Here is a 24,301-nt window from a genome sequence, read left to right on the forward strand (position 1 = left end):
TCGAGTCAACTGGACGCGGTAAGCAACTGGCACAAGGTTAGGTTTTGCTATCGCGGCCCCATCGCATGATCTGCACGATGCGCTCGTCGGAATAGTTCCAGAACAGGCCGCGATCGATGCCGTCGCTGAGGCGGACCAGCCAGATGGCGGGAAATCGCTTCACCTTGACGAGGTGGTCGCGGACCACGGCGAGCTGCTCGGGCGCCATGGCGTCAACGTCCTCATCGGTCAACAGCTGGTTGGTCGAACGGACGTAATTCGCGACCTCCAGCTCGCCGAGCTTACCGGCCTCGATCACCAGCTGCTGGATGACGTTGGCGAGCTTGGTCGCAGGCTGGCCGCCGGAGGCGAGCGTCGCGATGACGAGGTCAGCGGACATCGGAGCCTCCGCGGAAGGGGCCTGCACGGCGGCCCGCAGCGGCCTTGGTGCGCTCGTCGAGCGCGGAGCGGCCAGGCCGGGGATCTCCGAACACACCGCCCGTGAGGCCGCGCTCGGCGATGCGCAGGCGCAGTTCAGCCATCTCGCGCAGTGCGTCGAGATTGACAGCACGGCACGCGCGCGGCTCCGGTAACCTGATCTGAGGCTCGATCGGCCTGACCACCTTTTCCGGTCGCGGCTTGCTACCGCCGACAGGACGCCCAGCGCCTCGCGCCTGGCCGTAGTGTTTGGCCCCATTGACCGCGAACAGCCTGCCGTAATAGCGAACCTCGCAAGCCTCAGGCGTCCGGCCGAGCCGCAGTCCAATCTGACAGAAGCGCAGTTTTTCACGATCGCGCAGGAACAGCAGATGATCGTCCTCAGCTTGGCTCCAGAGCACCTTCATCGGCCGGGTCATGCCGCGCCCCTTTCCGCAAACAACGGCGTGACGCCGAGTCCTGCGCGCTCGCGATCGAGCGCCGCGGCGGCTTTAGGATTGATCCAGAGCACTTCGACGCGCTCGCGGGCGCCGTCGGCATAAGCCTTGAATTCGATGCGGCGCCAGTCGTCGAGCGCGGCGTCATAGAGCGGGTGTGCGTAGCCGGACAGCACCACCTTGCCCCTGAGTCCGCGGAGCGCGCCGAGCAGCCGGTTATGGGCCGCCATGTCCATTTCGTGCTTGTACGCAGACTTGCCGCCCTTGAACATCGAACGCGTGTCGTGGACGTAAGGCGGATCGACGTAATGCAACGCCTCCTCACCGTCATGCCGCTGCAGCACCGCGACGGCATCGCGATGCTCGATCACCACACCCCGAAAGCGATCGACGATCGCGGGATAAGCGCCCGGCAGGTTGGCCCAATCCTGCGCCGGCGTGGTGCCGCTGCGGTTGGAGTTGGAGCGGAAGCCGGTCGATTGATGGCCGCGCTGCGTCGACGAATGCGCGTTGCTGCCGAACCCCATGAACGAGCGGATGACGAGCCGCCGCGCGCGCTCGACAAGATCCGGCGACCACTCATAGGCCAGCTCGAATTCGGCGCGCGCAAACGGCGTCAGCCTCAGCAATTCGATCAGCCGCGCCGCGCTGGCCTCATCCTGAAGCACACGGAACAACCCGACGATATCGTCGTCAAGGTCGTTATAGACTTCGGCATAGCTGCGCGGCTTGTGCAGCAGCACGCCGGCGCCGCCGCCGAATACCTCGGTGTAAAGCCGATGCGACGGCAGATAGGGCAGGATGTCCCGCGCCATGCGGAACTTGGCGCCATGCCAGCGAACGGGCGGACGGGTGATCGCGTTCATGCCGCGACCTCGACCGGCTCGCATTTCGGCGTGAGGCCGCCGCGCTGGACCAGCTCGGTGCCACGGAACCATTCTTTCCAGTGCTCGGCGAAGCCGCGCGCGTCGGTTTCGTGGCGCGACACGCAGATCATGTCGCAGCGCTGGCAGACCTTGCGCGAGGAATGGCCGTCGTCGCTGCGCACCTTTTCGCTCCATTTGTGCTTCACTCGGCCGCCTCCAGGAATTCGGGCTCGGCCGCCTCACCGTCGTCCATGATGGCGAGGATGTTCGCCTTCATCTGGCGGACCTCGACGGCGTTACCGATCTGCTTGACCTGCTCGGTCTTGGTGCCGGCGAAGTGGTAGCCCGGCGGGAAGCTCATCGCGGCCGCCAGCTCGTGCGGCACGAACATGCGGAACAGGATGTCCGCATGACTGGTGTCGACATGGCCGGACGGCAGCAGCACGGCCTCGACCAGGTTGATATGCCCCGTTGCCGTCACCGCTGGCGCCGGCTGGTCGAGCCCATGAACGCGCGGCGCCTGCCCCTCCCGCTCGCCGAATTGCGCCGTGATGAACGCCAGCTCGCCGCGGTTGGCGCCAGTCACGGTCGGCAGCGGCTCGGACGGCTCGCGGGCGCGATCGGACAGATCCGCCGCATGCGTCACAGGCGTCACGAACGCGAATTCGCCGCCCTTCGCCGTGGTCAGCGTCGGCATGGGATCGTCCAGGTCGCGCGCAGCGTTGCCCCGCTGCGAATGCGTCACGGGCACCACCATCCCGAACCGGGCCTTTGCCGTCACGGTCGGCAGCGGGTCGTCGGCGCTGCGCAGCGTCTCGCCGCTGCCGGAGCCGTAATAGGGAGAGATCAGCACATGCGAGTGCTTTGCGACCTGCGTCGGAGTCGGTTCATCGACCGCTCGCGGCGCGCCCTCGGCGTGGCGCGAGAGCACAAAAGGCTCGACGATGTAGCCGGCGCCCGACGTCGTCGCGGCCGGCGCCGGACCATCGACGGGATGCGCCCGCGTCTCGCCAAAGCCTTCGCCGCCACGGTTGAGCAAGAATGGCTCGACGATCCCGATCCGCGCGATCGTGGTCGCGGTCGGCGCGGGCTCCTCGACCGACTGCACGTCGCGGCGGAAGCTTTGCTTGATGATGATCGGCTCGGCGAGCCCGACATGCTGCCCGCGCGCGGCCAGCGTAGGCACAGGCTGCGCCGTCGACCGCACAACGACGTTGTTGCGGAGCGTCACCACGATCGGCGCCGCCGGCCCGGGACCGCCCCGCACCTCACCGCTGCGAATGCCCCGCAGCCAGGAGATGTATTTGCTGACGCGCTTGCGATTGCGCTCGCGCAGGTCGGCTCGCTTGACATGGCGCCGCGCGAAGGCGAACCGCAGCGCATGCAGCAGCGCGCGCTGCTGCTCGGCGATCAGCATCGCGATCAGGATGTCGGGCCAGCCAAACTTGAGCGCGCCGGCCAAGATGCGCGCCAGCGTCTTCGGCGCCAGCGGCACAGGCCGCTTGAAGATTGATTTGCCCCTGATCGACCAGTCGATGATCTCGCGGGCCGGCCTCCACGGCAAAAGGCCATCGGCCGCCGCGCGGTCCCGCCTGGCGTGGGTGACGACCGGCAACACCGGGCGGCGGCCATTGAACTTGAAGAACCCGAAATAGCGCTGGCGCGTCGTCGCAGCGCCCTGATTGGCGGAATTGTAGAAGCCCCATTCGTAGCTGGTCGCACCAACGCGGCGGATGGTGTCGATCCACAGGTCATAGAACTCGCCTTCCCGCGCCTTGATCGGACGGCGCGTCTCCGGATCGACCGGCCCCCATTTGACGAATTCGCGCACATTCTCGATCAGCATGCGGTCGACCGTAAGCTCCGTCAGCCAGGGGATGACATGCCAGGGGTCGCTGCGCTGCTGGTCGCTGGTCGGCTTACCGCCACGCGCGACCGAATGATGCGTGCAGGTCGGCGAAGCCATCAGCAGGTCGACGCGCAGCCCGGGAATGATCTGATGCGGCCGAACCTGGCTGATGTCGGCGCAGATATGCCGTGCGCGCGGGTGGTTGCGCTGATGCGTCTCCAGCGCAACACCCCAATGGTTGATGCAGACGAGGTCGATGTCGTGGCCGAGTTCGGCCATGGCCTGCTCGGCCGCCTCGGACGATCCGCCTGCACCGCAAAAGAGGTCGACGACAACCTTGCGCTCGCTCACGCCCACCCCCGCCGAATGTCCGCGGCATCGCCATGGATCGGACAGCCACAACTCACGGCAGCGAAACCGGGATGCTTGCCGGGCGGCATCTGACAGTCGCAGACGAAGGGCGGGACCTCAGCCGCACCGCCGACGAACAGCGGATCGGCGCCGGGCACGACTTCGGCCTCGATCGCGTCGAGACGCTGGCGCCAGGCGATCGCGTAGCCGATCATGAAGCCGGCAAACATGACGATCGACCCGGCCCCCACGGCGACGTTTGTGCTGATGGTGATCATGCGGCCGCCCGCGTCAGTTCGGCATAGCGTTGCAGGAAAAGCCCGCGGGCGTGCAGCGGTGCCCAACCGATCAACTCGGCATCGAACGGCTGCTCGCTGTCGATGACCCACGGCTCGCCGATGTCTCGCATGATCTGCAGCCGCTCCGTCCGCAACGCGCGCCGGTCGGCCCGCTTGACGGATGGCGGCGTCGTCTCAGGGAGGCCAAACGCGCGATAAACGGCCGCCTGACAGCGCTTCTCTGCCGCCTTGTAATCCGGCATGAACTGCTTGATTGGCGACAGCATGTCGAGCAGATACGCCTCGCTGCCATCGTGCAGCAGTCCGGCGAGAGCATCGTCGCCGCAATTGCGAGAGACCAGCACGGAATGCTCGGCGTTCGAATAGAACCGAAGGCAATGACCGCCGAAACGGCACTGCATCGCAAGCGCGTGCGCGATATCCTCAATGTCGACATCCTCCGGCCGTGGATCGAGCGGCCAGAACTTTTTGCCCGTGTAGGTTTGAATCCAACCAGCCAACTTCATCACTCCCCCTCCGATATGTTGAAAAAGCCCTGCGGCCGCATCCACTTCGCCGGCGCATCGAGTGCGCCGCCGGACGGCTGCCATTTGAAGAAGCCGAGCGCGCCGCTGCACGGGATCGGCACGCCGAGGCGCATCGCGTTGCGGAGCACCAGGCCGCGCGGACCGAAGAACCACGGGCTGTCGCTTTGCTTGACGCAATCAACGATCTCGACAGCGCCGACGATGCCGCCGCGCGGCAGCGCGCCGGGCGGCGGACATGCGATGTCGAGCGAGCGCATCAGCTCATAGCCCTGGACGTACTCCTCGCGTGTCATGCCCTTGGAGGCATGGATCGCGAAGCGCCCGCGGCGGTTGAGGTTGCCCTTGGTGACCGAGAACACGGTGCGGTTTTCGATATCCTTCAAGCCGCAGACGATCGCCCATGCCCATGGCTGGCGGACCGACAGCGCGAGATCCGGCAGGTCGCTCACGTGCGCACCTCCTCAGCCGCCGAGGACGGCATCACCAGCTGCGCCAGGAATGCCCGGCCGTCGTCGGTGACGAGCACGCGATCGGTGGTGGTGCAATGCGCGAAGCCGCGGGCGCCGACGAGATGGCGGATCATGTCGGGCTCGACCGCGTCCCAGCGTCCGGCGGCAATGTCGAGCAGCGCAAGCTGTTCGGCCAGCTCGTCGGCATCGACCGGCAGCCGCGTCTGCAGCGCGCCGTCGACCACTTCAGCCGACGGCGCATCGTCGACCTGCCGCGCGAGATCGAAAAAGCTTCGCTGCGGCGGCTCGTAAGGTGCGGTCAGCTCGACGTGCGGCGCCTCGGCATCCTTGGGCAGCTCGGCCGCCTCCAGCTCGCGCAGGCGGTCCCAGCCCTTGCCGCGCAGCTGCCATTGATCGTTGGAGACATAGGACAGACCCTCCTCAACATGGAGCGGGCCGATCAGGGCCGCGAGATCGCGGCGCTTGTGGCAGAAGTCGGACAGGATCTTGAGCTGCTCGCGCAGCGAGAGCTGCTGCACCTCGGCAGTCGCGTCAGCCGCGGCCGCCTCGATCGTCACGAGCCAATCCGAGCCCGCCAGCTGGTCGATGGTGACCACGTCGCCAGCATCATAGGGCGCGCCGTCGACGTCCGCGACGGCCGCACGCGCCGGCGCCGAGCTTTCGCTCGCGCCGGTCGCGTTGCACATCGCGTCTTGCGACGCGAGTGCGGCGGAGCTGGCCCCGTCAGTTGCTTCCGCTGCGGCCGCCCCAGCCTCGCCCGCCGGCAACTCAGCGGCGACGCCGGTTTCATGTTTCGCAATGACATCGCGCCAGTGCGCGTCGACAGCCACATCGCGAAGCTGCGCGCCGCCGGACAAAGCATCGGCACGGAACGACCAGCCGCACTGGCAGGTCGCGACACTCAGGATTTCGTCGCCGGGATATTCGCGCGTGTTCGTGACGACGTGCTGGCCGACGATGGCTTCCTTTCTTACGCGGTTTCTCTCCGCCTCATCGGCGAGCGAGTGTCCGGCTGGCGTCACTCCCATTGAAGGGTGCAAGGCAGGATGGTCGCCAGTGCCTGCGGGTCTCTCGGCCGTAGCCGTCGCTTCCCCGCCTCCGTCAGAACTCGCGGCGCCCGTCGGCGACGAGCTATCGCTCGCGCCGGTCGGGTTGGAGATTTCGACGCCCTGCGCCGAAACTCCGGCCTGGTTGCCCCACGCGCCCCAGTTTTGCGGCAGCGGATGCTCGGCATCGACGCGGGCGAACAGCTCGAGCACGGGCAGCGGCTCGCCGTTGCTGTCGCAGCCGACCATCGCGCGGATCATCTGGCGATAGTGTTCCGGCTTACGCGAGTGGTCGGTCGCGCGCTCGCGATGATTGGAGCCGAACTTTTCCTCGCTCGCCGGTTTCGGCAGGCCACGGCCGCGCTTGAACTGCAGCAGTAGCTCGTCCTGATCCCAGACCAGGAGACCCGTCCCGCTGACGTCGGGATGCGCCTCGTCGGTCTTGGTCCAGACGTAGCAGGTCGAATAAGCATCCATGCCGAGCGCGAGCTGGCAGGCATAGGCGAGCGGCAGGTCGACGGTTGCCAGCACGACCTCGCCGTCGGCAAGCTCCACCTCGGTCTTGAACGGCACCTTGGCGAGCAGATGCGCGCGCGGAATCCACATCCACGCCCATGAATCCGGCAGCAGCGCCTCGCCGGCGCGCTTGAGATAATCGAGGATCTCCGGCCAGGGCATGGTCGGATAGTGGTTCTCATAGGCGCGGTCGCCGATGCCCGCCTTGCGGCGCCAGGGCGGATCAGCCAGCAAGGCCGGATAGAGCCGGCCATCGGAGGCGACCGCCGAGGCCGAGGACAGCGCCGCGGCGAGATCACGGCGATGGATGCGCCCGCGCTCCTCGGCGTCGACCTTGAGCAGGTCCATGGCGACGCGGCCGGTGCCCGCCCGCATTTCCTCGGCGTGCTTTTCGAGCGCCTGCTCGAAAGCACCCGGCGCCATCGCGGCCATCTTCTGCGCCCGCGACGACAGCTTGCGGTCGATGCCGGCTTCCTGCAGCGTGACGCGCGTGACCTTGTCCTCGGATTCTAATTGTTCCGATTGAGAACAATTAGAATCCTCCCCTTCCCAGCGGCGGCCGCGGCGCAGTTGCCCGGCCTCGCTGGCTGCGGCGAGCAACTCCCCCATCTTACGCTCGGCCCGGAAACGGATCTGCGCGGCCTGGATCTCCAGCTGCTTGTCGCCGGCGATGCGGGCTGCGTAGCGCAAGGCCTCAGCCTGGCTGCGGATGGAGGCGACCTCGTCGACCGCGACCGCCTCGGCCAGGGCACGGCGCGCAGCTTCGTATCGGACCAGCTCAGTCAAAGGGGATGTCCTCCAGCTGCGGCCGCGCCTTCAGGCCCGCGAGCAGCTCGCGCACGATCTGATCGAGCGTCGGCGCGGTGCCGCGCGGGCGGCGGATGACGGCATTATGAGGCTTCGTCAGCCAGCGCCGATTGGCCTTCCGGTTGTCCAGCGTCTGGCCGTTGATGTGGTCGACGACATGGGCGCGCAGGAACGTCTCCGACAGGTTCGGATCGTCCTTGATCGACAGCTCGCGATGCATGCGCAGCGTGGCGCGCGACGGCCCGACATTGCGCTTGGCGTAAAGCATCCAGCTGTCGCCGCGGTTCTTGCCGGCATGCCAGACGTTCCACTGCCATTGCAGCAGCCAGGGCACATCTTCGGCATCGACCAGCGCCCAGACCGGTTCGCGCGACGACAGCCAGATCCGCGCCCATGGCGTGCCGGCGAGATCCGGCAGGCCGGAGACATCGAAGGCCACCTCGCGCGCATCGGTGACGACGACCGGAGCCTGCATCATTCGACGGGCTCCTCGTCATCAACAGGAGCGTCCGCCGTTTCGGCATCCCGGCGCGCCCGACGTTCGGCACGATCGGCCGCGGCCTTGACCGGGTCCTTCGGCACGATCGACAGCACCGCGGCCGGACCGCCCTTCATCGCCTTGCCGGACTTCTCCGGCTTCGGTTCGCTGTAGGGCCCGACGAACGCGACGCCCTCCGCATCGCGCCAGATCCGGACGGGATCGCCGCCGACCCTGGCGATGATCTCGCCGCCGACCGGCACCATCCGCTTGAAGCCGTCGATCACATGGTCGCGGCCGAGCCCGTCATCGGCCAGCGCGGCGACCGCGGCGGCCAGCGGGTTTTCCGGCAGCATGCCGACGGCGTGCATGTACAGCTCAAGGACCTGCTCGTCCTCGACCAGCTTGGTCGGATTCTTCGCCCGCTTGCGCTTGACCATGCCGCGCAGCGCCTTCGTATCGAACCCCTCGGCCTTGGCCTCGGCATATTGCGCGCGGATCTCGTCGGCGATTTCGGCGCGCTCGGTTTCAAGCGAGTCGATGGCCTGCAGAAAGGTCTTGATGCGGTCGACGGCGGCGGCTTTGAGCGAGGTCATCACGCGAACCCCTTGAGCCAGCGCTGCGCGGCCGAGACGGCGCCGGTGTAGTCGAGCCCGCGGCACTCGACGTCCCAAACGACCAGGTACTGAGCGACGTAGTGCGGCGTCCGGCGCTTGAGGTCCTCGCCCTGCGACGCGGCGCGCGCGGCCGCGGCGGCGACCATGTCGACGGTGATGACGGGATGATCGATCATGGCGTGACCTCGCGCAGCAGCGCCAGGCGCGCGGCCAGCGCCGCCCGTTCGCGCGCCGGCAGATACCAGCCCTTGGCCGTATTCGACCTGCAGCGTGAAGCCGTGGCCGCGCAGCCATTTGCGGGCGCTGGAAACGTAGACGTCGACCTGCCGGTCGCCCATATCCTCGTTATCGAGCGCGACGCGCACGGTGGACCTCGACACCATCTCGCGGCGCGCAAACAGACCGAGAATCACCCCGACCCGCCGCGGCCGCACGGTCGGCGGAGCATCGTTGACGCCGAGCAGATCCTCGAGCTGCTCGACGCGGTCGCGCAGGCGCTGGGCTTCACGGCAGGCCGGGCAACCCATCACCTCGCCCTCACCAGCTCGCGGAAATTTGCCACCCAGCCCGCGACCAGGCTTTCCGGCAGGTTCAGCTCCTGGGAAATTTCCCAGGTATCGCGCTTGTGCAGCCAGAGCGTGATCGCCTCGCGATAGCGCTTCAGCTGCTGGCGCGAGACGTCCGCCGCATTGGGCGAGCGATGACGGATCAGCCCCACCATCACGCGCCCTCCAGCAGGCCCGCATCGACGCGGTAGGGCCTCACCTTGGAAATATTGCGGCTGCTCGCCGGGCCGGTCACGACGTCGGCGGATGTCGCTGCGGACGAAGGGATCGCCGTCGACCATCAGGACGGTCGGCGCATTGCCATCGATCGTCAGCGTCGCGACCCCGCGCGTCCCGTCGAGCCAAACCAGATCGGCCCGCACGGCGCGCACGCGACCCTTTTTCCGATCATCATGCCGGACCACGCCCGGCGAAGCCCCTTGGCGAAGCCGGGTCATCGCCGCCTCACCCAACGGAAGCCGAACCCGCGGTCCGCGCGATGCATGAACGGCTGGCTGGCGGCCGCGACCGCGGCCAGCGCGCTGACGATCAGCACCGCGGCGAACATGACGAGGACGCGCAGATCATCCGGGTCGGCGATGCGCGCGGCAAAATCGGCGACGGCAAGCATGGTCATGGCGACAGCCTCCAAAAACCCCGTGAAATGCAGGCCGCGCGCGCGTTATCCACAGCGACCCACAGGCCGCCGCGATGCGATCGAAACGCGAACACACAGGCCAAAATTTCGGAGAAGCCGGATATCCACAGGGCGCAAATTCGTGCCGTTAGCGCGCTTGCGCGGGGTCGACGGCCGGAAAGCCGTACCGCTAGCGTGTTCCCCATGATGGAACTTCCCCTAGCCCCGCCGCTTCACCGGCTTGATGCCCCACAGCCGTGGGTCGGCACTCTTGCCGAGCGCAGACAGCGCCTCGGTCAGAACAAGGAAGGTCGGGTAAGGGAGCCGGTTGCGCGCACGCGCATTCGTCATCGACTGCGGCGTCGCCTCGGCGACGCGCGCCGCCGCGCAGGTCCCACCGAGAGCGTCGATGACGCCCGCGGCGGTCTTGATTAGCGGCGACTTCCCCAAGCCCGAATCATTCATGAGGCAGAATGTATACACAATCCGCTTATTCGCAAAACGAAAGCGAGGCGCTAATAGGCTACACGCACCGTTTAAGGCACGGTCTCGCCATGTCGCGGGACCTCAAAGCCATCGCCGAACGGCTGAAAATGATCAGGGCGGCCGTCCACGGCGGCATGACCCAGGCCGCTTTCGGCAGGCTTGTCGGCATCGAGCCCCAGGCCATCAACAACTATGAGACGGCGCTGCGACGAATCTCGATCGACCAGGCCGTCAAGGTCTGCGCCGCGACCGGCGTGTCGCTGGATTACATCTATCGCGGCGTAACCAGCCAGCTGCCGGCCGAGATCGCGACGGCCATCCAAAAGAAGCAGCGCGAAGCCAGCCGGCGAGCCTAGTCGCCCGGCCGCCGATCGATCGCCCGCGGCCCCCGGACCAGATAATTCTCAAGCAGGTACGAAGCCTGAGCGAGGACGCCCCGTGCCTCCTCGATGCTCTCCGGCAGCTGCATCGCGATCGCCAGCGCAGCCCGCCGCGTCGCATCCGTCTCCCCGACAACCCTTACCGCAATTCCCATTTCCAGTTCCCCGACGCAAGTCAGCCATCCATAAGCGTTGCGTGAATGACACTGATCGTGTATTCACGTTCCGCTTATCCGGGCGGGTTTCGTTTCGCGTCCCGCGCCGGTTGCAATTCCAGAGAATACGGCCGCAGTGCGAGCGCGCCGAGTTACAATTTAGTCGGGTCTTCTACGGGGTGGGGATATGGCGGTTGGTGCATCACCTGATATCGACAGACCACGGGAAAATGTGGCAGACACAACCCGCGCGGGCGCAACCACGATGCCGTCCGCAGGCGCCGAACTGGCTACCGCCCTATTCCACGTATCGTGCGCAAGACGGCTCGCGATCCGGCTGGACTGCGGCCTTGAGGCGCCGCTGATCAAGCGTCCGGCGATGGTCATTGTCCGCCGCCAGCCGGCGAGCATGGCGCGATGAGCCGCACGCGGATCTGCGGCTGCGGCGCCGAATTCCGGCCGCGGGAATCAACCCATCGGTTCTGCTCCCGCCGCTGCGCCGGCATCGGCCAGAAGCGCCGGCCGAAACGCCCCCCGCATGACCGACATCACCGATTGACCTTGCGCCTGCTCGACATCCAGCCCCTCGAGCGGCGCGCGCGCGGCGGCTGGCGGTTCGGCACCAAGACGATCGGCGAGAGCACGGTCGCGGGTCTGATCGCCAGCGGCCGCGCGGAGATCCGGGGCGGCAAGGTTCACCCCAAGCGCACGGAGGCACCATGACCGGCGTCAGCATCATCATGGCCGGAGCACTGCGCCGCGACCTGCTCGCCCGCGGCGTGCGGCATCTCGACCTCGGCGATTGCGAGGCGATCGTCGCCCGCATGTTCGATTGCGTCCACACCATCGAGCGCGGCACGCGACCGGAGCCGGCAAGGCGCTGCGAGACCGAGCTCGTCGCCCATGACGGCAGCTGCGAGGCCTGCGGCGCGATCCAGGGCGAGACGTGCCAGGCGCCGCGGCTCAAGCTAGTGCGGCCATGAGCGGCTTCACCGAGGCGGATTTCAACGGCTGGCGGCTCAGCCGGAACGCCGCGCACTTCAACGGCGGCAGTGCTTTCTTCGGCTACGGCCATCGCTGCATCGACCAGCCGCGCCTGCTGGTCATTGACAAGTTTTTCCGGGCCACGCGCACGTCGCAGCGCTCCTACATGGTCGACGGCACCACGCCCTGCGCCACGTTGACCGAGGCGCTCGCCGCCCTCGCGGTCCCACCGCAGCCGAACGACGAACAGCTTACCCTCCTCCGCTCGCTCTCGACGGAATGGTCGAGCCCGGACCGGCGCGGGCCGCTGCTGCCGCTAGCGGACATGGGCCTGCTCGAATGGAGCCGCGACATCGACAATAAGATCATCTGCCGGCTCACGGCCGCCGGCGCCAGGCTCGCTACGGAGGCGCGATGACAGCCCCTCTTTCCCCCGCCCTCGAGTCGCATTTTGCGGCTTTTATCACCATCGACGTTCCACAGCTGGCGCGGCTCTTCCCGATGGACCGGAAAACCATCAAGCGCCATATTGACGCCGGCCGGCTGCCCTTCCGGATCAAGGGCACCGGCCGGGCCAAGCCGCACCGTTGCTTCACCCGCGCGGACGTCGAGGCGCTTCTGACAGGGGATATTCCCGGAAGGGATCTGGAGGCATGTCTGTCTACCGCGACAAACGTTCGCAGTTTTACCAATACTCATTCGACATCCACGGTCGTCGCTTTTCCGGGTCAACGGAACGGGACGATGAGCATGCGGCCCGTGAAATCGAGACCGAGAAAAAGCGCGAGGCCCGCGCCATCATCGCCCGAGAGGTCGCCGAGCGGCGCAGCCCCTTGACGCTCGGCCGCGCCTGCGAGCGCTGGTGGAACGAGCACGGCCAGTACCTCGCCGACGCGAAGATCAAATCCAGCCTCGACCGCATCGTCGAGATCCTCGGCGCCCGCACCCAGCTTCACGACATCATCGACGACAGCGTCGCGCGCCTCGTCGCCGAGCGACGCAAGGACAAGCGGCGGGACTCGACCGTGGCCGAGAAAGGCCGCACGCGCATCCTTTACCGCCCCATCACCGCAACCACGGTCAACCGCACGCTTGATCTGCTGCGCCGGGTGATGCGCCGCGCGAAAGAGAACTGGAACGCCAGCCTGCCCAATGAGCCGACATGGAAGAACCATCGCCTTAAGGAGATCAGGCGCGCCGTGCGCGAGATCTCGCCGGCCGAGGAACATGCGCTCGATGCAGCCGAGGATATCGACTATGCCGAGCTGCGTCGCTTCGCGATCATCACCGGCCTGCGCCGGCGCGAGATGCTGATCACATGGCCGCAAGTCGATTTCGAGCTCGCGATCGTCAAGGTCCAGGTCAAGGGCGGGACATGGCGCACCGTGCCGCTGACGCGCGAAGCCTATGGCATTCTCTGGCGCCGGCGCGGCCACCATCCGACTGCCGTCTTCACCACCAGGGCGCAGCGCAACTGGAAGAATTGGCGCGACCCGAACGATCGCCGCATGAAAGGCGAGCGTCACCCGATCACCTATGAGGGCCTCGGCTCGCACAAGGACCGGGCGTGGGCCAAAGCCGGCGTCAAGGCGCGCATCCACGATCTGCGTCACACCACCGGCATGCGGACACTGCGCAAGACGCGCAACCTTCGCGTGGTGCAGGAGCTGCTCGGCCACACCGATATCAAGACAACGGCCATGTTCTACACGGCCGCGACGGTCGACGACGTGCGCCAGGCCATGGAGGAAACGCACGGCGGCACCGAGATCGCGGCGCCAGCGCCAAAGCTGATCGAGGGCGGCGAATGACCCGGCCTCGCCAGGAAGCGACGCCGGGCGCGGTCCTCAAGCTGCGCCCGATAGGCCGGCGCGATTATGCCGTCCTCGAGGACGGCCAGGCGATCGGCCGCATCCGCTACGCCAGCGAACGGACGCCGGGCATCTGGATCTGGAATTGCACCGTACACATCCCATGTCCGCCGGCCGGCAGCTCGCAAACCCTCGACGCCGCCAAGGCCGATTTCAAGGCGGCGTGGAGCAAGTTCAAGGCCCGGCACGGCGAGGCCGCGCTGGCGAAGGCGTACAAGGCGATGAACCTGAGGAAACAACCATGAGCGCGATGCTGATGCGATTGACGGCCAGGATTGGCATGACCGCCGGAGCGACCGCCGCACTCTTCTGGACGGCCGTCATCGCCATGATTGCAATCCAGTCACATCGCGAGGTGACGCCGGAACGAGTTTACCCGTTCCGGGTCCCGCATATGTTTTTCAGCTGCATGGACTACACGATCAAGCCGGGCGAGAGCTTCGGCAATTTCGACATCCGCCAACCGATGTCGATCACGCTGGGCAAAGGCAGCCTGTTTCACGATTCCTATGTCGAAGCTTTCGCGTTCTGCGGCGACAATGAGAACGTCATCCTTCTGCCACACCAGAGGAGCGAGCGATGAGCGAGCCACGCGACGAGGTATCCACGTCGACGCTTTGGCATTTCGTGTGGGACGACCAGGTCGTCTTGACCGTGCAGCCGCGGGCAGATGCCCAGATCCGGGTCAACGGCGGCCCATGGTCCGACCTGCCGTTGACCGTGAAATCAGGCGACCACGTCGAGAGCCGCCCGCGGCCGGCGGCAACACCGTTCCTGACGCCGGCCCAATTCGTTCAGCTGCAGCGCCTGCATGACGCGGCCGGCGGCTTTCTGATCTGGCTGGAGCCCCCGACGCGGCAAACTCCGATCGCCGGCGTGACGGGCCTGCCCACCAACGCAGAGCAAGCCCGCGCCCTGCGCAGCTGCCTGACGACGCTCGGCATCGCCCTGGAGCCATGGCAAACCGAGATGCTCGACCGGCTGACCCGCGCACCCAGCGACAGCGCGAGGCCGACGCGCGATGCACCCCCCCCTCCGCCCCCGCCGACGACCGACCGCATCAGCTGACCCCCCACGGAGACCCAGCCCATGACCTACCCGCCCGATTGGCCCAAGTGCTTCTTTTGCGACCAGCCCGCCCTTGACGGCCACCTGACATGTGGCGCCATCGGCTGCCCCGAGGCGCAGGCCCGCGCCATCCGCGACGCCAGCGAGCGACTCACGCCGATCGCCGCACCGCCCCGCGCCGTCTTCATATCGACGCCGGGCGCGGCTGAGCCGAGCCCCGCATGGATGCGGTGCAGATCGCTCTCTGAGCTTGACGACTGAAACCCGCTAGGAAGCCCGCCCATGCGCCCAACCGACCCCTCCCCGCACACCGGCAGCCCCGAGGCCGAAATAACGCACCACGGCGCCGCTGTGCGGCTCCATAGCCAGGCTGAGTTGGAGGCGGCGGTGGCCGCAGCCGAGCTGAAGCGCGACCGGCGCTGGTACGGGGTGTTGCGCGCCGAGTTGGCGCCGCTACCCGAGGACGAGGTCGACATCCCCGCGGCGATGCGCGAGCGGGTGTTGTATCTCGACATGATCGAGGCCGAGCGCGAACACCGGAGAAATCCCCGGAGCGGGCGGCTCAAGCGCGCTAAGCGTTTGTGGCACAAGGCTATTCGCCGCAGCACCTAGATTGTTTCTACTCCGCGGGTTGCAGGTTCGAGTCCTGCCGGGATCGCCATCTCATCGCCAATCGTTCGCTCTTCACGAACGCGTGGGTAACCATACCCAGGCCTTTGAACGACGCCGATCAGCCCTATCTATGCGCCGGGTGAGATGCGCCCGGCAGGTTTTTTGATGCAGCAATCCGAATTGACGAGAATGGCGATCGCATCTGTGGTGGCGATCGGTGCGATGACGTATCTGGCAATCGACGCAGGTGTGGTGAATACCAGTGTGGTCACCAAGCCCATCAAGGTGGCCCAGGCCTCGATCGTCGGCGTTGCGATGGGCCAGCATCACCTCGCCTTCGCCGTTCAGGAATGGGCACGTCCCAGCCGTGCCAACACCGAAAAGCCGCCCCTGGAGCATTGCCTGGCGGTCGACTGATTGAGGCGCCCTCCTCGCCCTATCGCCAAACATTCAAGCTTCTCCACCCGCCCAGTGATGGGCCAGCCACCACCGCGCAACCGACGCGGTGAGATCGTCCCACAGCTCCGTCGGCAAATCCGGGACCGTCACCCGGACGCTGTACTGATCCGTGGTCGCATCGTGAAACCATTCCGTCGCGGCGAAGTCGAATCCGAAGCTGCCGGCGTGGCGGATCGGGAAGCCTTTGGCGCGAAGCTCGTTGCTCATCTCCTCGGCAGCCTGCCGCGCGCCGGCCTCGTCGAGCGGGCGCTTGCCCCGAAGGGTGACGTAGAGACCGTGGGTGAAATGGAGCTCGGTCGATTGCGCCGGGAGCTTCGGGGCAAGATAGCGAGCCATCCTTCGGCTGTTGCGGAGGATCGCAGCGACGCGCCGCTTGGTGAGGGCCAAATAGGCGGCGCTGCCCACGAAGGGCGGGAAATGCGCCGGCAACGCCGCACCGCCGAGCAGTCGCACCGCGTTGCGGGTTTCGGACGCAAGACCACTCCAGTCAGGGCGTCCTGCCCGCTGCCGGGCCCCATTCCCGTGCACGAAAACGGCCGAGCCGAGCCGGCCGTATTCCGCTCCGAGCGAATCGAGCTTGTTGTGGCTGCGCACCAGCACCAGTGGAATTCCGTATCGCTGGGCCCATTTCAGGACCCGCCGGATCCGGCCCGAACGGCCGGCGAAGCACGTCGTATCGAAAACCAGGAGATCGAGACCGGAGCCGTCGCTTCGGAGCACGGCCTCGAAAGCGCCGGCGAAGGAACAGGAATCCAGCAAGAGAATTCGCGGCGAATTCCCCGAAGCGAGCGCGTCGACCAGCGGCAGCTTCAAGGCCACGAGCCGCAAATGAGGAACGAAGCCCCGGATCAGCTCCAGCGTCTCGCCGTAGGAGCCGGGAAGCACCAGGATGTCGGCCTTCTCGACGATGTGCGCGGAGGCCAGCAGCACGGCGGAGATCGCGGCCATGCCCGAGGCCGTATAGATCGCCGTGATCGTGCAGCCGCAGTCAAATTCGTAGAATGAAGGACCGCGCACCGTCAGATCAGCCCGCTGGTAGTCGTAACTGAACGCGAAGGGCCCGCTGACGCGATCGGCCGTATGCGACCAGGCCGTCTCCGTCGCCTTCCAGTCGTGCAGCTCCTGCTCCGCCCTCAGCGCCGCGGTGATCTGGAATTTGGACCTGACGATATCGTCGACGGAACTCGGACACGCCAAATCGAGCCGGTTTCTCAGGCACTCGTTCAACAGCCTGAGTTCCTCCTGCTTTCGCTCCAGATAGGCTCCAATCGTCTCCATGTGCGTCTTGGCAGATCCGATCGAACGTTCAACGTGCGGAAAGGACCTTGGGTCCAACGCCAATCTGCTGCAACGAACTTCGGTCTTGGCCGTTGAGACCCACGCAAGGAGGACAAACATGGCTGACATCAGAGAGCACATGAAAATCATCGGCAAGGACGGCGCACATGTCGGCACCGTCGACCGCATCGAGGGCAACCGGATCAAGCTGACGCGCAAGGACAGCCCGGAAGGTCACAAGGACCATCATCACTACATCGACACGAAATATGTCGGTGCCGTCGAAGGCGATGTCGTCAAGCTTTCAGTGAATGCCGACGCCGTACCGAAGACGGAAGCCGCCTGAGACTTAAAGCCCCTTCGGGGGCTTTTCGTTTGTTCACGATCCGACTCCGCTTCGTTCGCGAGGCACGAATCGCGATCGTCAAATGAGGCGCTGAGCGTTCGTTAACGACTGGTTGCGTCCAGCTCGATCATGCGCTCACAAGCACGGGCCGCAGCCGATAAGCATCGATCGCAGCGTTCGACAGCAGCAGTCTGCGCCGCTCTCCGCGCAGCATCATGCGATCGATTCTGTTCAGGATGAATCGCGCCGCCTCGCTGTGCTCACCTGTGAGCAGGCCGGATCGATCGAGATATCTCCAGGCGATCTCGAAGGACTGTGCGCGCAATTCGGTGTCGGTCATCACCGACCAACGTCGACGGGGAACGGATGTTCCTGCTCTGACGCCGTGGCAACCGATACCACAAAATGTGTCGGCGGGCTGGAACGACATCACTGTCGACACGTTGGATGCAGCGAAACAGAGTGGTGCCGACTTTCCAGCCCCAGTCGGCTTTGAAGGGCCCCGTGCTTGTCCCCCGAGCACGGGGCTTTTCTCATGGGCGCGCCGTCCCATGGCCTCGTCAGACGCAATCGGACGCGTTAGGACATTTGGAGCAATAAGCTCCAGCGGCAAATCCCAGGTGGCCGTGATGTCCAATCCCGACGACGACACGACCCTGACGTTCCGCTGCCCCGCGGAGCTGGACGGCTTGATCCCGCCGCCGGTGCCGGCGGCCCAGGGATTGCCCGACTGGCTACGGACGATGCCGGCAGAGGCCTTCAACGCGATCGGGCAGCAGCCGACACCGACGGTGAAGCGCTGTCCGCCGTTCGTCGATGCCATGACGTCGGGCTTCTTGATCCCGCTGGTGTGCGACGTCTGGGTGCAGAACGGTGAATTCACCTGGGACTTCGATCTGCCACCGGGGGGCGAGGTCTCGTTCACGCGCTCGCCGATCGGATTCCACGATTCCAGCCAGGTCACGGGCACGCCCTTGTTCGAGCCCGGCCGTTTCTTGCTCAAGTTCAACAATCTCTGGACCATCGAGGCACCGGACGGCTACGCGCTCTATTTTACCCATCCGGTCAACCGCTTCGACCTTCCCTTCACCACGCTGACGGGCCTGGTGGATTGCGACCGCTACCACGACAACTGGATTCAGTTTCCGGCGCACTGGCACGACATGAGTTTCAACGGCGTGCTGCCACGCGGCACACCGGTGGCGCAGTGCATTCCGGTGAAGCGCGAGAAATGGACGTTGCGCACGACGACGCTCGACAAGGAAGAAACGCAGCGGGCGCACGATCTGACGACGGCGATCAGCCGCGAGCAGGGAGTTTATCGCAGGCAGTACCGCGCGTAGCGGCGCGCTCAGCTCTTCTCGCCACGAAGGAAGGCTTGGGCTCTGTCCATACTCAGGAAGAAGCGGCCGTGGGAGGCGGCCGCGAGCGAGAACATGGCAAGGCCTGCAAGCTGCGGGGCCGCACGAACTGCGGTACGGATTGTCATCTCGCCCCCGGCGCGTTCGTTCATTTCCAGCAGGCATGTGCCAAGGTTTTTTCGCGTCATCGCGTCGTCCGGCCGCAACGCGAGCGCACGGCGATAAAAATCCGCCGCCGCGGCGTAATCGCCATCGAGCTGCGCGATCTGCGCCACCGCAGCCCAGACCTCTGGCCTGTGAGGGGCAGCCTCCGTGGCCCGCGACAGCAAGGCACGCGCAATTGAGCGCTCGTTTCGCTTGACGTGCAGGAATGCGAGCTCCACCTGCATCTGGACGGCGCCGGGCAGCAGCGCCGCGCCCTCCTCCAGCAGCCCGATCGCGTCTCCGTACTGGCCGCGATGTCCCAGTTGACTCGCCAATTCGAGAAAGGCCGGCATGAAGGGCGGCCGCCGCGCGACGGTTCGGCGCAACTGCCCGAGCGCTTCCTCGTGTCGCCCCGCGGCCGCAAGCGATGCGGCGAGCAGGGTTTCGATCGCGGCATCGTCGCCGCGCCGCGCCACCCGCTCCAGGATCGGGATCGCGTCGGCCGCGCGTCCCTGCGTCATCAGGGCGCGAGCCAGAACCGTCGCTGCAGCCGAGTTGGCGCGGTTGGCCTTCAATACGCCCGCGGCAAGCCGCTCGGCCTCGTCGGGACGTCCGATCTGCAGGGCGTGGATGGCGCTTTGGAGCGACTGATCGACAGTGCCACTAGGGCCCGAGGCTGGTGGCTTGGGCATCAGACGCTGCGAAGACTACGCATCATGACGGTGTTCGCCTCGCGGCCGTCCGACCTCGCGCATTGCGGATCTTGAACGACGCCCGCCGGCCTATTCGAGCCGGGAGCTGATCGTGTCCTACCAGGTGTATCGAATGCGGCCCGTGCCCGAATAAGTCTGCGATCGGTCGCCGAATTCGCCATCGAACTTCATCAGGAACGAGATGCCGTTCGACGTGCGCCATTCGGCGCCGCCCGTGGTCAGCGCCAAATCGCGCGCCGGCGCCGTGCCGAACACCGTGAACGGCGCGCCGCCGAGGCCGCCGAGCCCGACGAAGCCCAACGTGCCCGCGGGATTGCTGATCTCGTCATGAGCGTAGGCGATCTTGCCGAACAGATTGAGCTGGCCGCCATTGTCGATCGGCAAGATCCTATCGGTGCGCAGACCGACTTCGCCGCGATACGCCGTTGCGGTGCGGCCCGCGACCGCGAGCGCCAGTGCGCCCGCGCCAGCGCCCAGGGTCTGGGTTTCGGCGATGTCGCCGGTTCGGTAGGCCTGTCCCTGGATCGCGCCATAGGGCGTCCAGTTCACGTTCCAGTACTGCCCCACCCTGTAACCGCCTTCGATACGGCCACCCCAGCCTTGAGCGTTGTAGTCGGCCTTGAACTGGTCGACGCCCACGAACGTGGAACGGGTCGTCCCCACCCAGTAATTAGTGTAGGTCGCAGCCGCCGAGATGTAGCCCGGTCCGATGCCGTACTTGCCGTAGACACCGGCCATGAACGTGTCACTGGTGCCACCGCCTGCGCCACCAGCGCCACCAACCGCCGGCGAAACCGACCAGTTGATGTTGCCGCCGGCAAGCGAGAAACCGATCAGCGAGTCCGCGGTGAAGCGGTAGTCCGCACCGGCAGCGACGCCGCCTACGCGCGTATAGATGTCGGACGTGCCGGCAGCCGCGATGCCACCCGTGGTGTTCGCGCCGCCAAACGCTGCGCCCCAGACATCCCAACGCGGGACATAAGCGACCTGCGGCGGCGGCGCCTTCATGTAGGCGCCGAAGGCCGAACGTACCGCGGGCGGCACCGGCTTCTCGCCGGCGTAGTTCATCGCGCCCGTCGTCGTGACCTTGTTGGTCGCGAACGGATCGGTCAGCAGCGAGAGATAGGAGTTGCCGAGCTGGAACGCGCCGGTCTGGGCCTGGGCGATGTTCTCACCGGTATTGCCGGCCGACAGGAAGGCCTGCATGGCAAGATCTTGGCCGATGTTGGACCAGCCGGCGCTGCTCAACTGCGCGAAGTTCGTGCCGTTGTTCTGAAACACGAACTGGCCATTGGGAATCGCCGTGTTGGCTACCGAACCCCACCGGTAGCTGCCGTTCGCCTGCCCCGTGACGGTCGAGGTGGTCAGGAACAGCACGTATTGCTGACCTGGAGAGAGCACCACGCTGCCCGTGTTGATCGACACCGTCTGGAACGACGCACCGCTCGGAGCGGTGAAGATGCCGGAACTGAACAGCGCCGAACCCGTGATGCGCTGGGTGCCTGGATCAAAGGCGTAGACGAAGGCCTGATATTGCGGTGCCGTGCCGCTGGTCTGGTATAGCTGGAAGGTGAAGCCTGACAACCGCGACTGGGCGCCCGTCGGCGTGAAGGTCTGGCCGTAGGTCGCGGTGTTCGGCACGCCCCAGCTCGAGATGAACTGGGTGCCGTCCCATTGCGACATCGTGTCGATGTTTTGCGCCTGAGCAGACGTTCCCAGAGCAAGAAGGGCTGCGCTACCGAGCCATAGGGCCTTGCGAGTCACAAAGGACTTCATGTCCACCCCCAATTATAATTTTCGAGAAAACAAATGAACGGCAGTCAATATCGAGTCGCCAAGCAATACGTCGAACGGAGGAGGACAAGCAATAACGGACGGGGCTCCCATTCACGATTGGAAACAAGCGTGGCCAAAAGACAACATTGGAATACCTTGGATGATGCTTTGTGACGCCCTGGAATCTATGCTTTTTTTCCTAGCAACCGGCTTTGATCACCATGGTTCGGCGTACTTGTCACGCGAAGCCGATCGCAAGTGACTCGCCTTGGGTCTCCCGTCCTGGTTGTACGTTGAAATGAAGGATATGGCGAAAGACGACGCGCCATCGGGGTCGAAGGCTAAAGGCTTCGGCTGGCAGTCGTCGGCTGAACGCGACTAGTCCGCCCGCTCGTCGCGCCGGTCGCGGGCGAGTTCATGCCAAGCCAGGGCAAGCTGGATCAAGCGTTGCCGGTCGGCACCTTCCGATGCCGCAGCCCGCTTCATCGCCGCCTCGGCTTCATGCTGAGGGTCGTACTTGGTACACATGAGGTCGACTCTAGCCGGCCATCTGGACAAGCGCGTGGCAATTTCGTCCGTATGATTGCGGGGTGGCGTTCCGGACTAGCGGGCTGGGCGAGCGCCGGACGCTCGCCTCGCCGCAATGCATGCGCTGATCGCGAAGCCATGAAGATGGGCGTCGTTCGGGCGATCTGTGAATGGCGTCACAGTCCTGGCGCCACATCTCGGTTAAATAAGCCCTCGACGCTTTCATAAGGCGCGCGAGGCATCGATGGTGTTTTCCGTCATGACACGAGAAGCAGCCTCAGCCAACGTCCCGAGGCGACGACACAGGAGCGACCTGGCGGGCGTCGGCTATCTCGGGATCATCGGGATCGTGATGCTGGCCTGGATCGCCGGCCTGGTCTGGGGCGCGATGGCGTTCTTCAACTGGCTCGTGTCTTGACGCGAGGGGCGATCCGTCCCTTGCAAGGCTCGCCGCCGGAATCGTGCGCTAGAATAGGCAGTGCAGCACCTGCCCAAGCTTGATCCCGCCGCAAACGATCATGGCCCAAAGCGCCAAGCTGATCTGGATCGCATCCAGCATGTCCCACGTCCCCGCGACTTATCCCGACGTTTTTGTTTTGAGACTTGCGTGAGGCGGCAATGAGCGCCAGCGCCAATTTAGAAGAACCGCTGCCGAGCAAGAAAGAGGCGGGCCGGGGCCCGCCTCTCCGCTTCAATCCGGTTTGGAAACCTCAGTAGCAGGCGCGGGGATCGGCCTGCACATATTGGCCGCTCGGGTAGCGGTAATAGCAGGTGCCCTGCGCCCAGTAGTAACCGGGCTGGGATGCAGCGGTTGCGCCGGCGATGGCGCCGGTTGCGCCGCCGAGAACCGCGCCGGCGGCAGCCCCTGTCGCGTTGCCCGAGATCAGTCCGCCGAGCACGCCGCCGACGATGGCGCCGCCAAGAGCGCTCGCGCCCGGATCAGCCGGCGGAGGCGGAGGTGGCGGCGCATAGGCGACCGGAGGTGGCGGCGGAGCGTAGGCCACCGGCACGTCGTCATAGTACTCCTCCGAGATGTAGGCGGGCGGGCCCGCCATTCGCTGCGGATAATAATACCAGACACCGCCAACGTCCCACCACCAGCCGGAGCGGCCGTTGTGGACCGCGTGGCGCCAACGCCCACCATCCCAGGCGCGGCTGCCACGATAGGTGTGTCCGCCCCAGTCGCGCGTCGGCGCGGGACCGCGGGCGACATAACGGCCGGGCGGCGGGCCGCCGGCGCCGTGCGGACCCGGGGCGCCGCGCGGACCGTGACCCGCATGGGGCTGGCCACCGGGCTGCGGCGCGGGTCGCGCCGCCGGCTGCTGCTGCGTGGGGCCCATGCGCAAATTCTGATCGTTCGGGGGCGGTGCCCCTGCGGCCGGGCCGGCCGGAGGCTGGCCGGGGCCCCTTGGCGGCCTCGCGTCCTGGGCTTGCGCCGACGTCGCGAGCAGCGACATGGCCGAAACCAAGGGAATGATGATCTTCATGCGGCTGGACGCACTCATGCGTGCTTGACCCCCTGCTCTCTCGAATGCCGTGGTGCCTGGCGCGATAGCCGATTCGCCTCGCGCCGGGCTTGATGCCGGCTGACATAGCTGACCTGCTTTGGTCGGCGAAGTCCCGTTACAAATGATTAAGATCAGGGCATTTTTTCGCCCGAGATCCAAACTGGACAGCGTCTAGCGGGCCGGCTCGATCACGTTGCAGTTGCTGCGACCCGACATCAGGCAGTCCTGCATCTTGCTGGCCGCCGTGAGGTCCCGAGCGAGCCACCAGCCGACAGCGAGGATCAAGATCGCGATAATCAAGCCGGCGATCGCGCCGCGGCGGTTATCGCCGGAGGGAGGCTTCAGCTGGGATTTCGGCTTCTCGCCCGGTTCGGGCTGGGATGTGGACATGGCTACCAGATCGCGCGCGCAAGTCGGCTTATCACCTCTGCGGCGTCCCGTCACATCTCCGGTCAGCCAGCCCGGTCCAGTGTCCCCGGTTCAGCCTCGGGTCGCCCGGTCGGCATGCTTACGTGAGGTTTCGACCGCCGGAATCGCCTGCTGGACACGCGGAGCGCAGGTCGTGAGCACGAACGCGGTCTGGGTGCATTCCCAGTCGGCTCCCAGGACGGCGCTCTCGACCGGCTGCGGACGACCGAGCAACAGCATGGCACCGGCCACGGCTACCAGGACGAAGGCAATTGCGAGCGCCTTCAGGCTTAGTCTAGAGATCGGCATGCCCGTACTCCGTATCGGGGGGCGGACGCTAGGCGTCAGCCTCGTGGTCCCTT

General features: G+C 66.0%; 38 protein-coding genes. 14 read left to right on the plus strand and 24 right to left on the minus strand.

Features of this window, described 5'->3' with window-relative positions; all coding sequences use genetic code 11:
* Nucleotides 1–37 precede the first annotated feature (37 nt).
* The 15 genes from ACFDR6_RS12140 to ACFDR6_RS12210 form a co-directional block, all read right to left on the minus strand.
* Nucleotides 38–379 (minus strand): hypothetical protein, encoded by a 342-nt coding sequence (locus ACFDR6_RS12140; protein WP_375858418.1) that lies wholly within the window; start codon nt 377–379, stop codon nt 38–40.
* Nucleotides 369–836 (minus strand): SANT/Myb-like DNA-binding domain-containing protein, encoded by a 468-nt coding sequence (locus ACFDR6_RS12145; protein WP_375858419.1) that lies wholly within the window; start codon nt 834–836, stop codon nt 369–371. Before ACFDR6_RS12145 ends, ACFDR6_RS12140 begins: the two co-directional genes overlap by 11 nt.
* On the minus strand, nt 833–1,720 hold the full coding sequence (locus tag ACFDR6_RS12150; protein WP_375858421.1) for a DNA adenine methylase: 888 nt from the start codon (nt 1,718–1,720) through the stop codon (nt 833–835). Before ACFDR6_RS12150 ends, ACFDR6_RS12145 begins: the two co-directional genes overlap by 4 nt.
* Nucleotides 1,717–1,926: a cytochrome C gene (locus tag ACFDR6_RS12155; RefSeq protein ID WP_375858422.1), complete on the minus strand. Its 210-nt coding sequence runs from the start codon at nt 1,924–1,926 to the stop codon at nt 1,717–1,719. The genes ACFDR6_RS12150 and ACFDR6_RS12155 overlap by 4 nt, the downstream gene beginning before the upstream one ends.
* Nucleotides 1,923–3,920 (minus strand): DNA cytosine methyltransferase, encoded by a 1,998-nt coding sequence (locus ACFDR6_RS12160; protein WP_375858423.1) that lies wholly within the window; start codon nt 3,918–3,920, stop codon nt 1,923–1,925. The genes ACFDR6_RS12155 and ACFDR6_RS12160 overlap by 4 nt, the downstream gene beginning before the upstream one ends.
* On the minus strand, nt 3,917–4,198 hold the full coding sequence (locus ACFDR6_RS12165) for a hypothetical protein (RefSeq protein WP_375858425.1): 282 nt from the start codon (nt 4,196–4,198) through the stop codon (nt 3,917–3,919). Before ACFDR6_RS12165 ends, ACFDR6_RS12160 begins: the two co-directional genes overlap by 4 nt.
* Entirely contained in the window at nt 4,195–4,770 is a 576-nt protein-coding gene (locus ACFDR6_RS12170) for an HD domain-containing protein (RefSeq protein WP_375858426.1), read from the minus strand. The genes ACFDR6_RS12165 and ACFDR6_RS12170 overlap by 4 nt, the downstream gene beginning before the upstream one ends.
* Nucleotides 4,725–5,195: an ASCH domain-containing protein gene (locus ACFDR6_RS12175; RefSeq protein ID WP_375858427.1), complete on the minus strand. Its 471-nt coding sequence runs from the start codon at nt 5,193–5,195 to the stop codon at nt 4,725–4,727. The genes ACFDR6_RS12170 and ACFDR6_RS12175 overlap by 46 nt, the downstream gene beginning before the upstream one ends.
* The gene (locus tag ACFDR6_RS12180; protein WP_375858429.1) at nt 5,192–7,564 is read right to left on the minus strand and encodes a methyltransferase-A70 family protein; all 2,373 of its coding nucleotides are present in this window, start codon (nt 7,562–7,564) and stop codon (nt 5,192–5,194) included. Before ACFDR6_RS12180 ends, ACFDR6_RS12175 begins: the two co-directional genes overlap by 4 nt.
* Nucleotides 7,557–8,063 carry an HNH endonuclease family protein gene (locus tag ACFDR6_RS12185; RefSeq protein ID WP_375858430.1) on the minus strand — a complete coding sequence of 169 codons (507 nt, stop codon included), beginning with the start codon at nt 8,061–8,063 and terminating at the stop codon, nt 7,557–7,559. Before ACFDR6_RS12185 ends, ACFDR6_RS12180 begins: the two co-directional genes overlap by 8 nt.
* Nucleotides 8,060–8,659, minus strand: a complete 600-nt coding sequence (locus ACFDR6_RS12190) for a DUF2312 domain-containing protein (protein ID WP_375858431.1) — start codon at nt 8,657–8,659, stop codon at nt 8,060–8,062. The genes ACFDR6_RS12185 and ACFDR6_RS12190 overlap by 4 nt, the downstream gene beginning before the upstream one ends.
* Complete coding sequence (locus tag ACFDR6_RS12195; protein WP_375858432.1) at nt 8,659–9,210, minus strand: hypothetical protein; 552 nt, start codon at nt 9,208–9,210, stop codon at nt 8,659–8,661. The genes ACFDR6_RS12190 and ACFDR6_RS12195 overlap by 1 nt, the downstream gene beginning before the upstream one ends.
* Nucleotides 9,207–9,683: a hypothetical protein gene (locus ACFDR6_RS12200; RefSeq protein WP_375858434.1), complete on the minus strand. Its 477-nt coding sequence runs from the start codon at nt 9,681–9,683 to the stop codon at nt 9,207–9,209. Before ACFDR6_RS12200 ends, ACFDR6_RS12195 begins: the two co-directional genes overlap by 4 nt.
* Nucleotides 9,680–9,862 carry a hypothetical protein gene (locus ACFDR6_RS12205; RefSeq protein WP_375858435.1) on the minus strand — a complete coding sequence of 61 codons (183 nt, stop codon included), beginning with the start codon at nt 9,860–9,862 and terminating at the stop codon, nt 9,680–9,682. The genes ACFDR6_RS12200 and ACFDR6_RS12205 overlap by 4 nt, the downstream gene beginning before the upstream one ends.
* 219 nt (nt 9,863–10,081) lie before the next feature.
* A complete protein-coding gene (locus tag ACFDR6_RS12210) occupies nt 10,082–10,312 on the minus strand; it encodes a hypothetical protein (RefSeq protein ID WP_375858436.1) in 231 nt (76 codons plus the stop codon).
* A gap of 104 nt (nt 10,313–10,416) precedes the next feature.
* Here ACFDR6_RS12210 and ACFDR6_RS12215 point away from each other — a divergent pair, with 104 nt between their 5' ends.
* Complete coding sequence (locus ACFDR6_RS12215; RefSeq protein ID WP_375858437.1) at nt 10,417–10,704, plus strand: helix-turn-helix domain-containing protein; 288 nt, start codon at nt 10,417–10,419, stop codon at nt 10,702–10,704.
* On the opposite strand, the gene ACFDR6_RS12220 is transcribed toward ACFDR6_RS12215, so the two are convergent.
* Nucleotides 10,701–10,883, minus strand: coding sequence for a hypothetical protein (locus ACFDR6_RS12220; RefSeq protein WP_375858438.1), 183 nt, complete (start codon nt 10,881–10,883; stop codon nt 10,701–10,703). The two genes, ACFDR6_RS12215 and ACFDR6_RS12220, sit on opposite strands and share 4 nt — an antisense overlap.
* A 417-nt stretch (nt 10,884–11,300) precedes the next feature.
* Here ACFDR6_RS12220 and ACFDR6_RS12225 point away from each other — a divergent pair, with 417 nt between their 5' ends.
* The 10 genes from ACFDR6_RS12225 to ACFDR6_RS12275 all read left to right on the plus strand — a co-directional run bounded on the left by ACFDR6_RS12225 (nt 11,301) and on the right by ACFDR6_RS12275 (nt 15,835).
* On the plus strand, nt 11,301–11,606 hold the full coding sequence (locus ACFDR6_RS12225; RefSeq protein ID WP_375858439.1) for a hypothetical protein: 306 nt from the start codon (nt 11,301–11,303) through the stop codon (nt 11,604–11,606).
* On the plus strand, nt 11,603–11,866 hold the full coding sequence (locus ACFDR6_RS12230; protein WP_375858440.1) for a hypothetical protein: 264 nt from the start codon (nt 11,603–11,605) through the stop codon (nt 11,864–11,866). The genes ACFDR6_RS12225 and ACFDR6_RS12230 overlap by 4 nt, the downstream gene beginning before the upstream one ends.
* Complete coding sequence (locus ACFDR6_RS12235; protein WP_375858441.1) at nt 11,863–12,285, plus strand: hypothetical protein; 423 nt, start codon at nt 11,863–11,865, stop codon at nt 12,283–12,285. The genes ACFDR6_RS12230 and ACFDR6_RS12235 overlap by 4 nt, the downstream gene beginning before the upstream one ends.
* A gap of 235 nt (nt 12,286–12,520) precedes the next feature.
* Nucleotides 12,521–13,678, plus strand: coding sequence for a tyrosine-type recombinase/integrase (locus ACFDR6_RS12245; protein ID WP_375858442.1), 1,158 nt, complete (start codon nt 12,521–12,523; stop codon nt 13,676–13,678).
* The gene (locus ACFDR6_RS12250) at nt 13,675–13,983 is read left to right on the plus strand and encodes a hypothetical protein (RefSeq protein WP_375858443.1); all 309 of its coding nucleotides are present in this window, start codon (nt 13,675–13,677) and stop codon (nt 13,981–13,983) included. The genes ACFDR6_RS12245 and ACFDR6_RS12250 overlap by 4 nt, the downstream gene beginning before the upstream one ends.
* Nucleotides 13,980–14,321, plus strand: a complete 342-nt coding sequence (locus tag ACFDR6_RS12255; RefSeq protein WP_375858444.1) for a hypothetical protein — start codon at nt 13,980–13,982, stop codon at nt 14,319–14,321. The genes ACFDR6_RS12250 and ACFDR6_RS12255 overlap by 4 nt, the downstream gene beginning before the upstream one ends.
* The gene (locus tag ACFDR6_RS12260) at nt 14,318–14,806 is read left to right on the plus strand and encodes a hypothetical protein (protein WP_375858445.1); all 489 of its coding nucleotides are present in this window, start codon (nt 14,318–14,320) and stop codon (nt 14,804–14,806) included. Before ACFDR6_RS12255 ends, ACFDR6_RS12260 begins: the two co-directional genes overlap by 4 nt.
* Before the next feature lie 21 nt (nt 14,807–14,827).
* Nucleotides 14,828–15,067, plus strand: a complete 240-nt coding sequence (locus ACFDR6_RS12265; RefSeq protein WP_375858446.1) for a hypothetical protein — start codon at nt 14,828–14,830, stop codon at nt 15,065–15,067.
* 21 nt (nt 15,068–15,088) lie between these two features.
* Nucleotides 15,089–15,418 (plus strand): hypothetical protein, encoded by a 330-nt coding sequence (locus tag ACFDR6_RS12270; RefSeq protein WP_375858447.1) that lies wholly within the window; start codon nt 15,089–15,091, stop codon nt 15,416–15,418.
* Between the two features lie 189 nt (nt 15,419–15,607).
* On the plus strand, nt 15,608–15,835 hold the full coding sequence (locus ACFDR6_RS12275; RefSeq protein ID WP_375858448.1) for a hypothetical protein: 228 nt from the start codon (nt 15,608–15,610) through the stop codon (nt 15,833–15,835).
* A gap of 33 nt (nt 15,836–15,868) precedes the next feature.
* Here the strand turns inward: ACFDR6_RS12275 and ACFDR6_RS12280 are convergent, their stop codons facing one another.
* Nucleotides 15,869–17,155: a hypothetical protein gene (locus tag ACFDR6_RS12280; RefSeq protein ID WP_375858450.1), complete on the minus strand. Its 1,287-nt coding sequence runs from the start codon at nt 17,153–17,155 to the stop codon at nt 15,869–15,871.
* 118 nt (nt 17,156–17,273) lie between these two features.
* On the opposite strand from ACFDR6_RS12280, the gene ACFDR6_RS12285 reads away from it, so the two are divergent.
* A complete protein-coding gene (locus tag ACFDR6_RS12285) occupies nt 17,274–17,501 on the plus strand; it encodes a DUF2171 domain-containing protein (RefSeq protein WP_212085133.1) in 228 nt (75 codons plus the stop codon).
* 127 nt (nt 17,502–17,628) lie between these two features.
* On the opposite strand, the gene ACFDR6_RS12290 is transcribed toward ACFDR6_RS12285, so the two are convergent.
* The gene (locus ACFDR6_RS12290) at nt 17,629–17,931 is read right to left on the minus strand and encodes a hypothetical protein (RefSeq protein WP_375847773.1); all 303 of its coding nucleotides are present in this window, start codon (nt 17,929–17,931) and stop codon (nt 17,629–17,631) included.
* Nucleotides 17,932–18,130: 199 nt separating this feature from the next.
* On the opposite strand from ACFDR6_RS12290, the gene ACFDR6_RS12295 reads away from it, so the two are divergent.
* Nucleotides 18,131–18,844 (plus strand): hypothetical protein, encoded by a 714-nt coding sequence (locus ACFDR6_RS12295; protein WP_317239484.1) that lies wholly within the window; start codon nt 18,131–18,133, stop codon nt 18,842–18,844.
* An 8-nt stretch (nt 18,845–18,852) separates the two neighbouring features.
* Here the strand turns inward: ACFDR6_RS12295 and ACFDR6_RS12300 are convergent, their stop codons facing one another.
* From ACFDR6_RS12300 to ACFDR6_RS12310, 3 genes are all read right to left on the minus strand, one after another.
* A complete protein-coding gene (locus ACFDR6_RS12300; RefSeq protein ID WP_212085131.1) occupies nt 18,853–19,698 on the minus strand; it encodes a tetratricopeptide repeat protein in 846 nt (281 codons plus the stop codon).
* Nucleotides 19,699–19,815: 117 nt separating this feature from the next.
* Entirely contained in the window at nt 19,816–21,495 is a 1,680-nt protein-coding gene (locus ACFDR6_RS12305; RefSeq protein ID WP_317239483.1) for an autotransporter family protein, read from the minus strand.
* 378 nt (nt 21,496–21,873) lie between these two features.
* Nucleotides 21,874–22,023, minus strand: coding sequence for a hypothetical protein (locus ACFDR6_RS12310; protein WP_198172539.1), 150 nt, complete (start codon nt 22,021–22,023; stop codon nt 21,874–21,876).
* 259 nt (nt 22,024–22,282) lie between these two features.
* On the opposite strand from ACFDR6_RS12310, the gene ACFDR6_RS12315 reads away from it, so the two are divergent.
* The gene (locus ACFDR6_RS12315) at nt 22,283–22,441 is read left to right on the plus strand and encodes a hypothetical protein (RefSeq protein ID WP_317239482.1); all 159 of its coding nucleotides are present in this window, start codon (nt 22,283–22,285) and stop codon (nt 22,439–22,441) included.
* 292 nt (nt 22,442–22,733) lie between these two features.
* Here the strand turns inward: ACFDR6_RS12315 and ACFDR6_RS12320 are convergent, their stop codons facing one another.
* The 3 genes from ACFDR6_RS12320 to ACFDR6_RS12330 all read right to left on the minus strand — a co-directional run bounded on the left by ACFDR6_RS12320 (nt 22,734) and on the right by ACFDR6_RS12330 (nt 24,248).
* Nucleotides 22,734–23,528 (minus strand): hypothetical protein, encoded by a 795-nt coding sequence (locus ACFDR6_RS12320; protein WP_317239481.1) that lies wholly within the window; start codon nt 23,526–23,528, stop codon nt 22,734–22,736.
* Nucleotides 23,529–23,702: 174 nt separating this feature from the next.
* Nucleotides 23,703–23,921 carry a hypothetical protein gene (locus tag ACFDR6_RS12325; RefSeq protein ID WP_212085122.1) on the minus strand — a complete coding sequence of 73 codons (219 nt, stop codon included), beginning with the start codon at nt 23,919–23,921 and terminating at the stop codon, nt 23,703–23,705.
* A 90-nt stretch (nt 23,922–24,011) separates the two neighbouring features.
* Nucleotides 24,012–24,248, minus strand: coding sequence for a hypothetical protein (locus ACFDR6_RS12330; RefSeq protein ID WP_212085120.1), 237 nt, complete (start codon nt 24,246–24,248; stop codon nt 24,012–24,014).
* Nucleotides 24,249–24,301: the final 53 nt, after the last annotated feature.

Source organism: Bradyrhizobium tunisiense (assembly GCF_042263385.1).
In the GTDB taxonomy this organism is placed as follows: domain Bacteria; phylum Pseudomonadota; class Alphaproteobacteria; order Rhizobiales; family Xanthobacteraceae; genus Bradyrhizobium; species Bradyrhizobium tunisiense.

Bases quoted from the DNA above. Each gene is read 5' to 3' on its own strand.
- ACFDR6_RS12140 (WP_375858418.1), bottom strand. From the start codon at position 379: ATGTCCGCTGACCTCGTCATCGCGACGCTCGCCTCCGGCGGCCAGCCT.
- ACFDR6_RS12145 (WP_375858419.1), bottom strand. From the start codon at position 836: ATGACCCGGCCGATGAAGGTGCTCTGGAGCCAAGCTGAGGACGATCAT.
- ACFDR6_RS12150 (WP_375858421.1), bottom strand. From the start codon at position 1,720: ATGAACGCGATCACCCGTCCGCCCGTTCGCTGGCATGGCGCCAAGTTC.
- ACFDR6_RS12165 (WP_375858425.1), bottom strand. From the start codon at position 4,198: ATGATCACCATCAGCACAAACGTCGCCGTGGGGGCCGGGTCGATCGTC.
- ACFDR6_RS12185 (WP_375858430.1), bottom strand. From the start codon at position 8,063: ATGATGCAGGCTCCGGTCGTCGTCACCGATGCGCGCGAGGTGGCCTTC.
- ACFDR6_RS12190 (WP_375858431.1), bottom strand. From the start codon at position 8,659: ATGACCTCGCTCAAAGCCGCCGCCGTCGACCGCATCAAGACCTTTCTG.
- ACFDR6_RS12200 (WP_375858434.1), bottom strand. From the start codon at position 9,683: ATGACCCGGCTTCGCCAAGGGGCTTCGCCGGGCGTGGTCCGGCATGAT.
- ACFDR6_RS12205 (WP_375858435.1), bottom strand. From the start codon at position 9,862: ATGACCATGCTTGCCGTCGCCGATTTTGCCGCGCGCATCGCCGACCCG.
- ACFDR6_RS12215 (WP_375858437.1), top strand. From the start codon at position 10,417: ATGTCGCGGGACCTCAAAGCCATCGCCGAACGGCTGAAAATGATCAGG.
- ACFDR6_RS12220 (WP_375858438.1), bottom strand. From the start codon at position 10,883: ATGGGAATTGCGGTAAGGGTTGTCGGGGAGACGGATGCGACGCGGCGG.
- ACFDR6_RS12225 (WP_375858439.1), top strand. From the start codon at position 11,301: ATGAGCCGCACGCGGATCTGCGGCTGCGGCGCCGAATTCCGGCCGCGG.
- ACFDR6_RS12230 (WP_375858440.1), top strand. From the start codon at position 11,603: ATGACCGGCGTCAGCATCATCATGGCCGGAGCACTGCGCCGCGACCTG.
- ACFDR6_RS12235 (WP_375858441.1), top strand. From the start codon at position 11,863: ATGAGCGGCTTCACCGAGGCGGATTTCAACGGCTGGCGGCTCAGCCGG.
- ACFDR6_RS12245 (WP_375858442.1), top strand. From the start codon at position 12,521: ATGTCTGTCTACCGCGACAAACGTTCGCAGTTTTACCAATACTCATTC.
- ACFDR6_RS12250 (WP_375858443.1), top strand. From the start codon at position 13,675: ATGACCCGGCCTCGCCAGGAAGCGACGCCGGGCGCGGTCCTCAAGCTG.
- ACFDR6_RS12255 (WP_375858444.1), top strand. From the start codon at position 13,980: ATGAGCGCGATGCTGATGCGATTGACGGCCAGGATTGGCATGACCGCC.
- ACFDR6_RS12260 (WP_375858445.1), top strand. From the start codon at position 14,318: ATGAGCGAGCCACGCGACGAGGTATCCACGTCGACGCTTTGGCATTTC.
- ACFDR6_RS12265 (WP_375858446.1), top strand. From the start codon at position 14,828: ATGACCTACCCGCCCGATTGGCCCAAGTGCTTCTTTTGCGACCAGCCC.
- ACFDR6_RS12270 (WP_375858447.1), top strand. From the start codon at position 15,089: ATGCGCCCAACCGACCCCTCCCCGCACACCGGCAGCCCCGAGGCCGAA.
- ACFDR6_RS12275 (WP_375858448.1), top strand. From the start codon at position 15,608: ATGGCGATCGCATCTGTGGTGGCGATCGGTGCGATGACGTATCTGGCA.
- ACFDR6_RS12280 (WP_375858450.1), bottom strand. From the start codon at position 17,155: ATGGAGACGATTGGAGCCTATCTGGAGCGAAAGCAGGAGGAACTCAGG.
- ACFDR6_RS12285 (WP_212085133.1), top strand. From the start codon at position 17,274: ATGGCTGACATCAGAGAGCACATGAAAATCATCGGCAAGGACGGCGCA.
- ACFDR6_RS12290 (WP_375847773.1), bottom strand. From the start codon at position 17,931: ATGTCGTTCCAGCCCGCCGACACATTTTGTGGTATCGGTTGCCACGGC.
- ACFDR6_RS12295 (WP_317239484.1), top strand. From the start codon at position 18,131: ATGTCCAATCCCGACGACGACACGACCCTGACGTTCCGCTGCCCCGCG.
- ACFDR6_RS12300 (WP_212085131.1), bottom strand. From the start codon at position 19,698: ATGCCCAAGCCACCAGCCTCGGGCCCTAGTGGCACTGTCGATCAGTCG.
- ACFDR6_RS12305 (WP_317239483.1), bottom strand. From the start codon at position 21,495: ATGAAGTCCTTTGTGACTCGCAAGGCCCTATGGCTCGGTAGCGCAGCC.
- ACFDR6_RS12310 (WP_198172539.1), bottom strand. From the start codon at position 22,023: ATGTGTACCAAGTACGACCCTCAGCATGAAGCCGAGGCGGCGATGAAG.
- ACFDR6_RS12315 (WP_317239482.1), top strand. From the start codon at position 22,283: ATGACACGAGAAGCAGCCTCAGCCAACGTCCCGAGGCGACGACACAGG.
- ACFDR6_RS12320 (WP_317239481.1), bottom strand. From the start codon at position 23,528: ATGAGTGCGTCCAGCCGCATGAAGATCATCATTCCCTTGGTTTCGGCC.
- ACFDR6_RS12325 (WP_212085122.1), bottom strand. From the start codon at position 23,921: ATGTCCACATCCCAGCCCGAACCGGGCGAGAAGCCGAAATCCCAGCTG.
- ACFDR6_RS12330 (WP_212085120.1), bottom strand. From the start codon at position 24,248: ATGCCGATCTCTAGACTAAGCCTGAAGGCGCTCGCAATTGCCTTCGTC.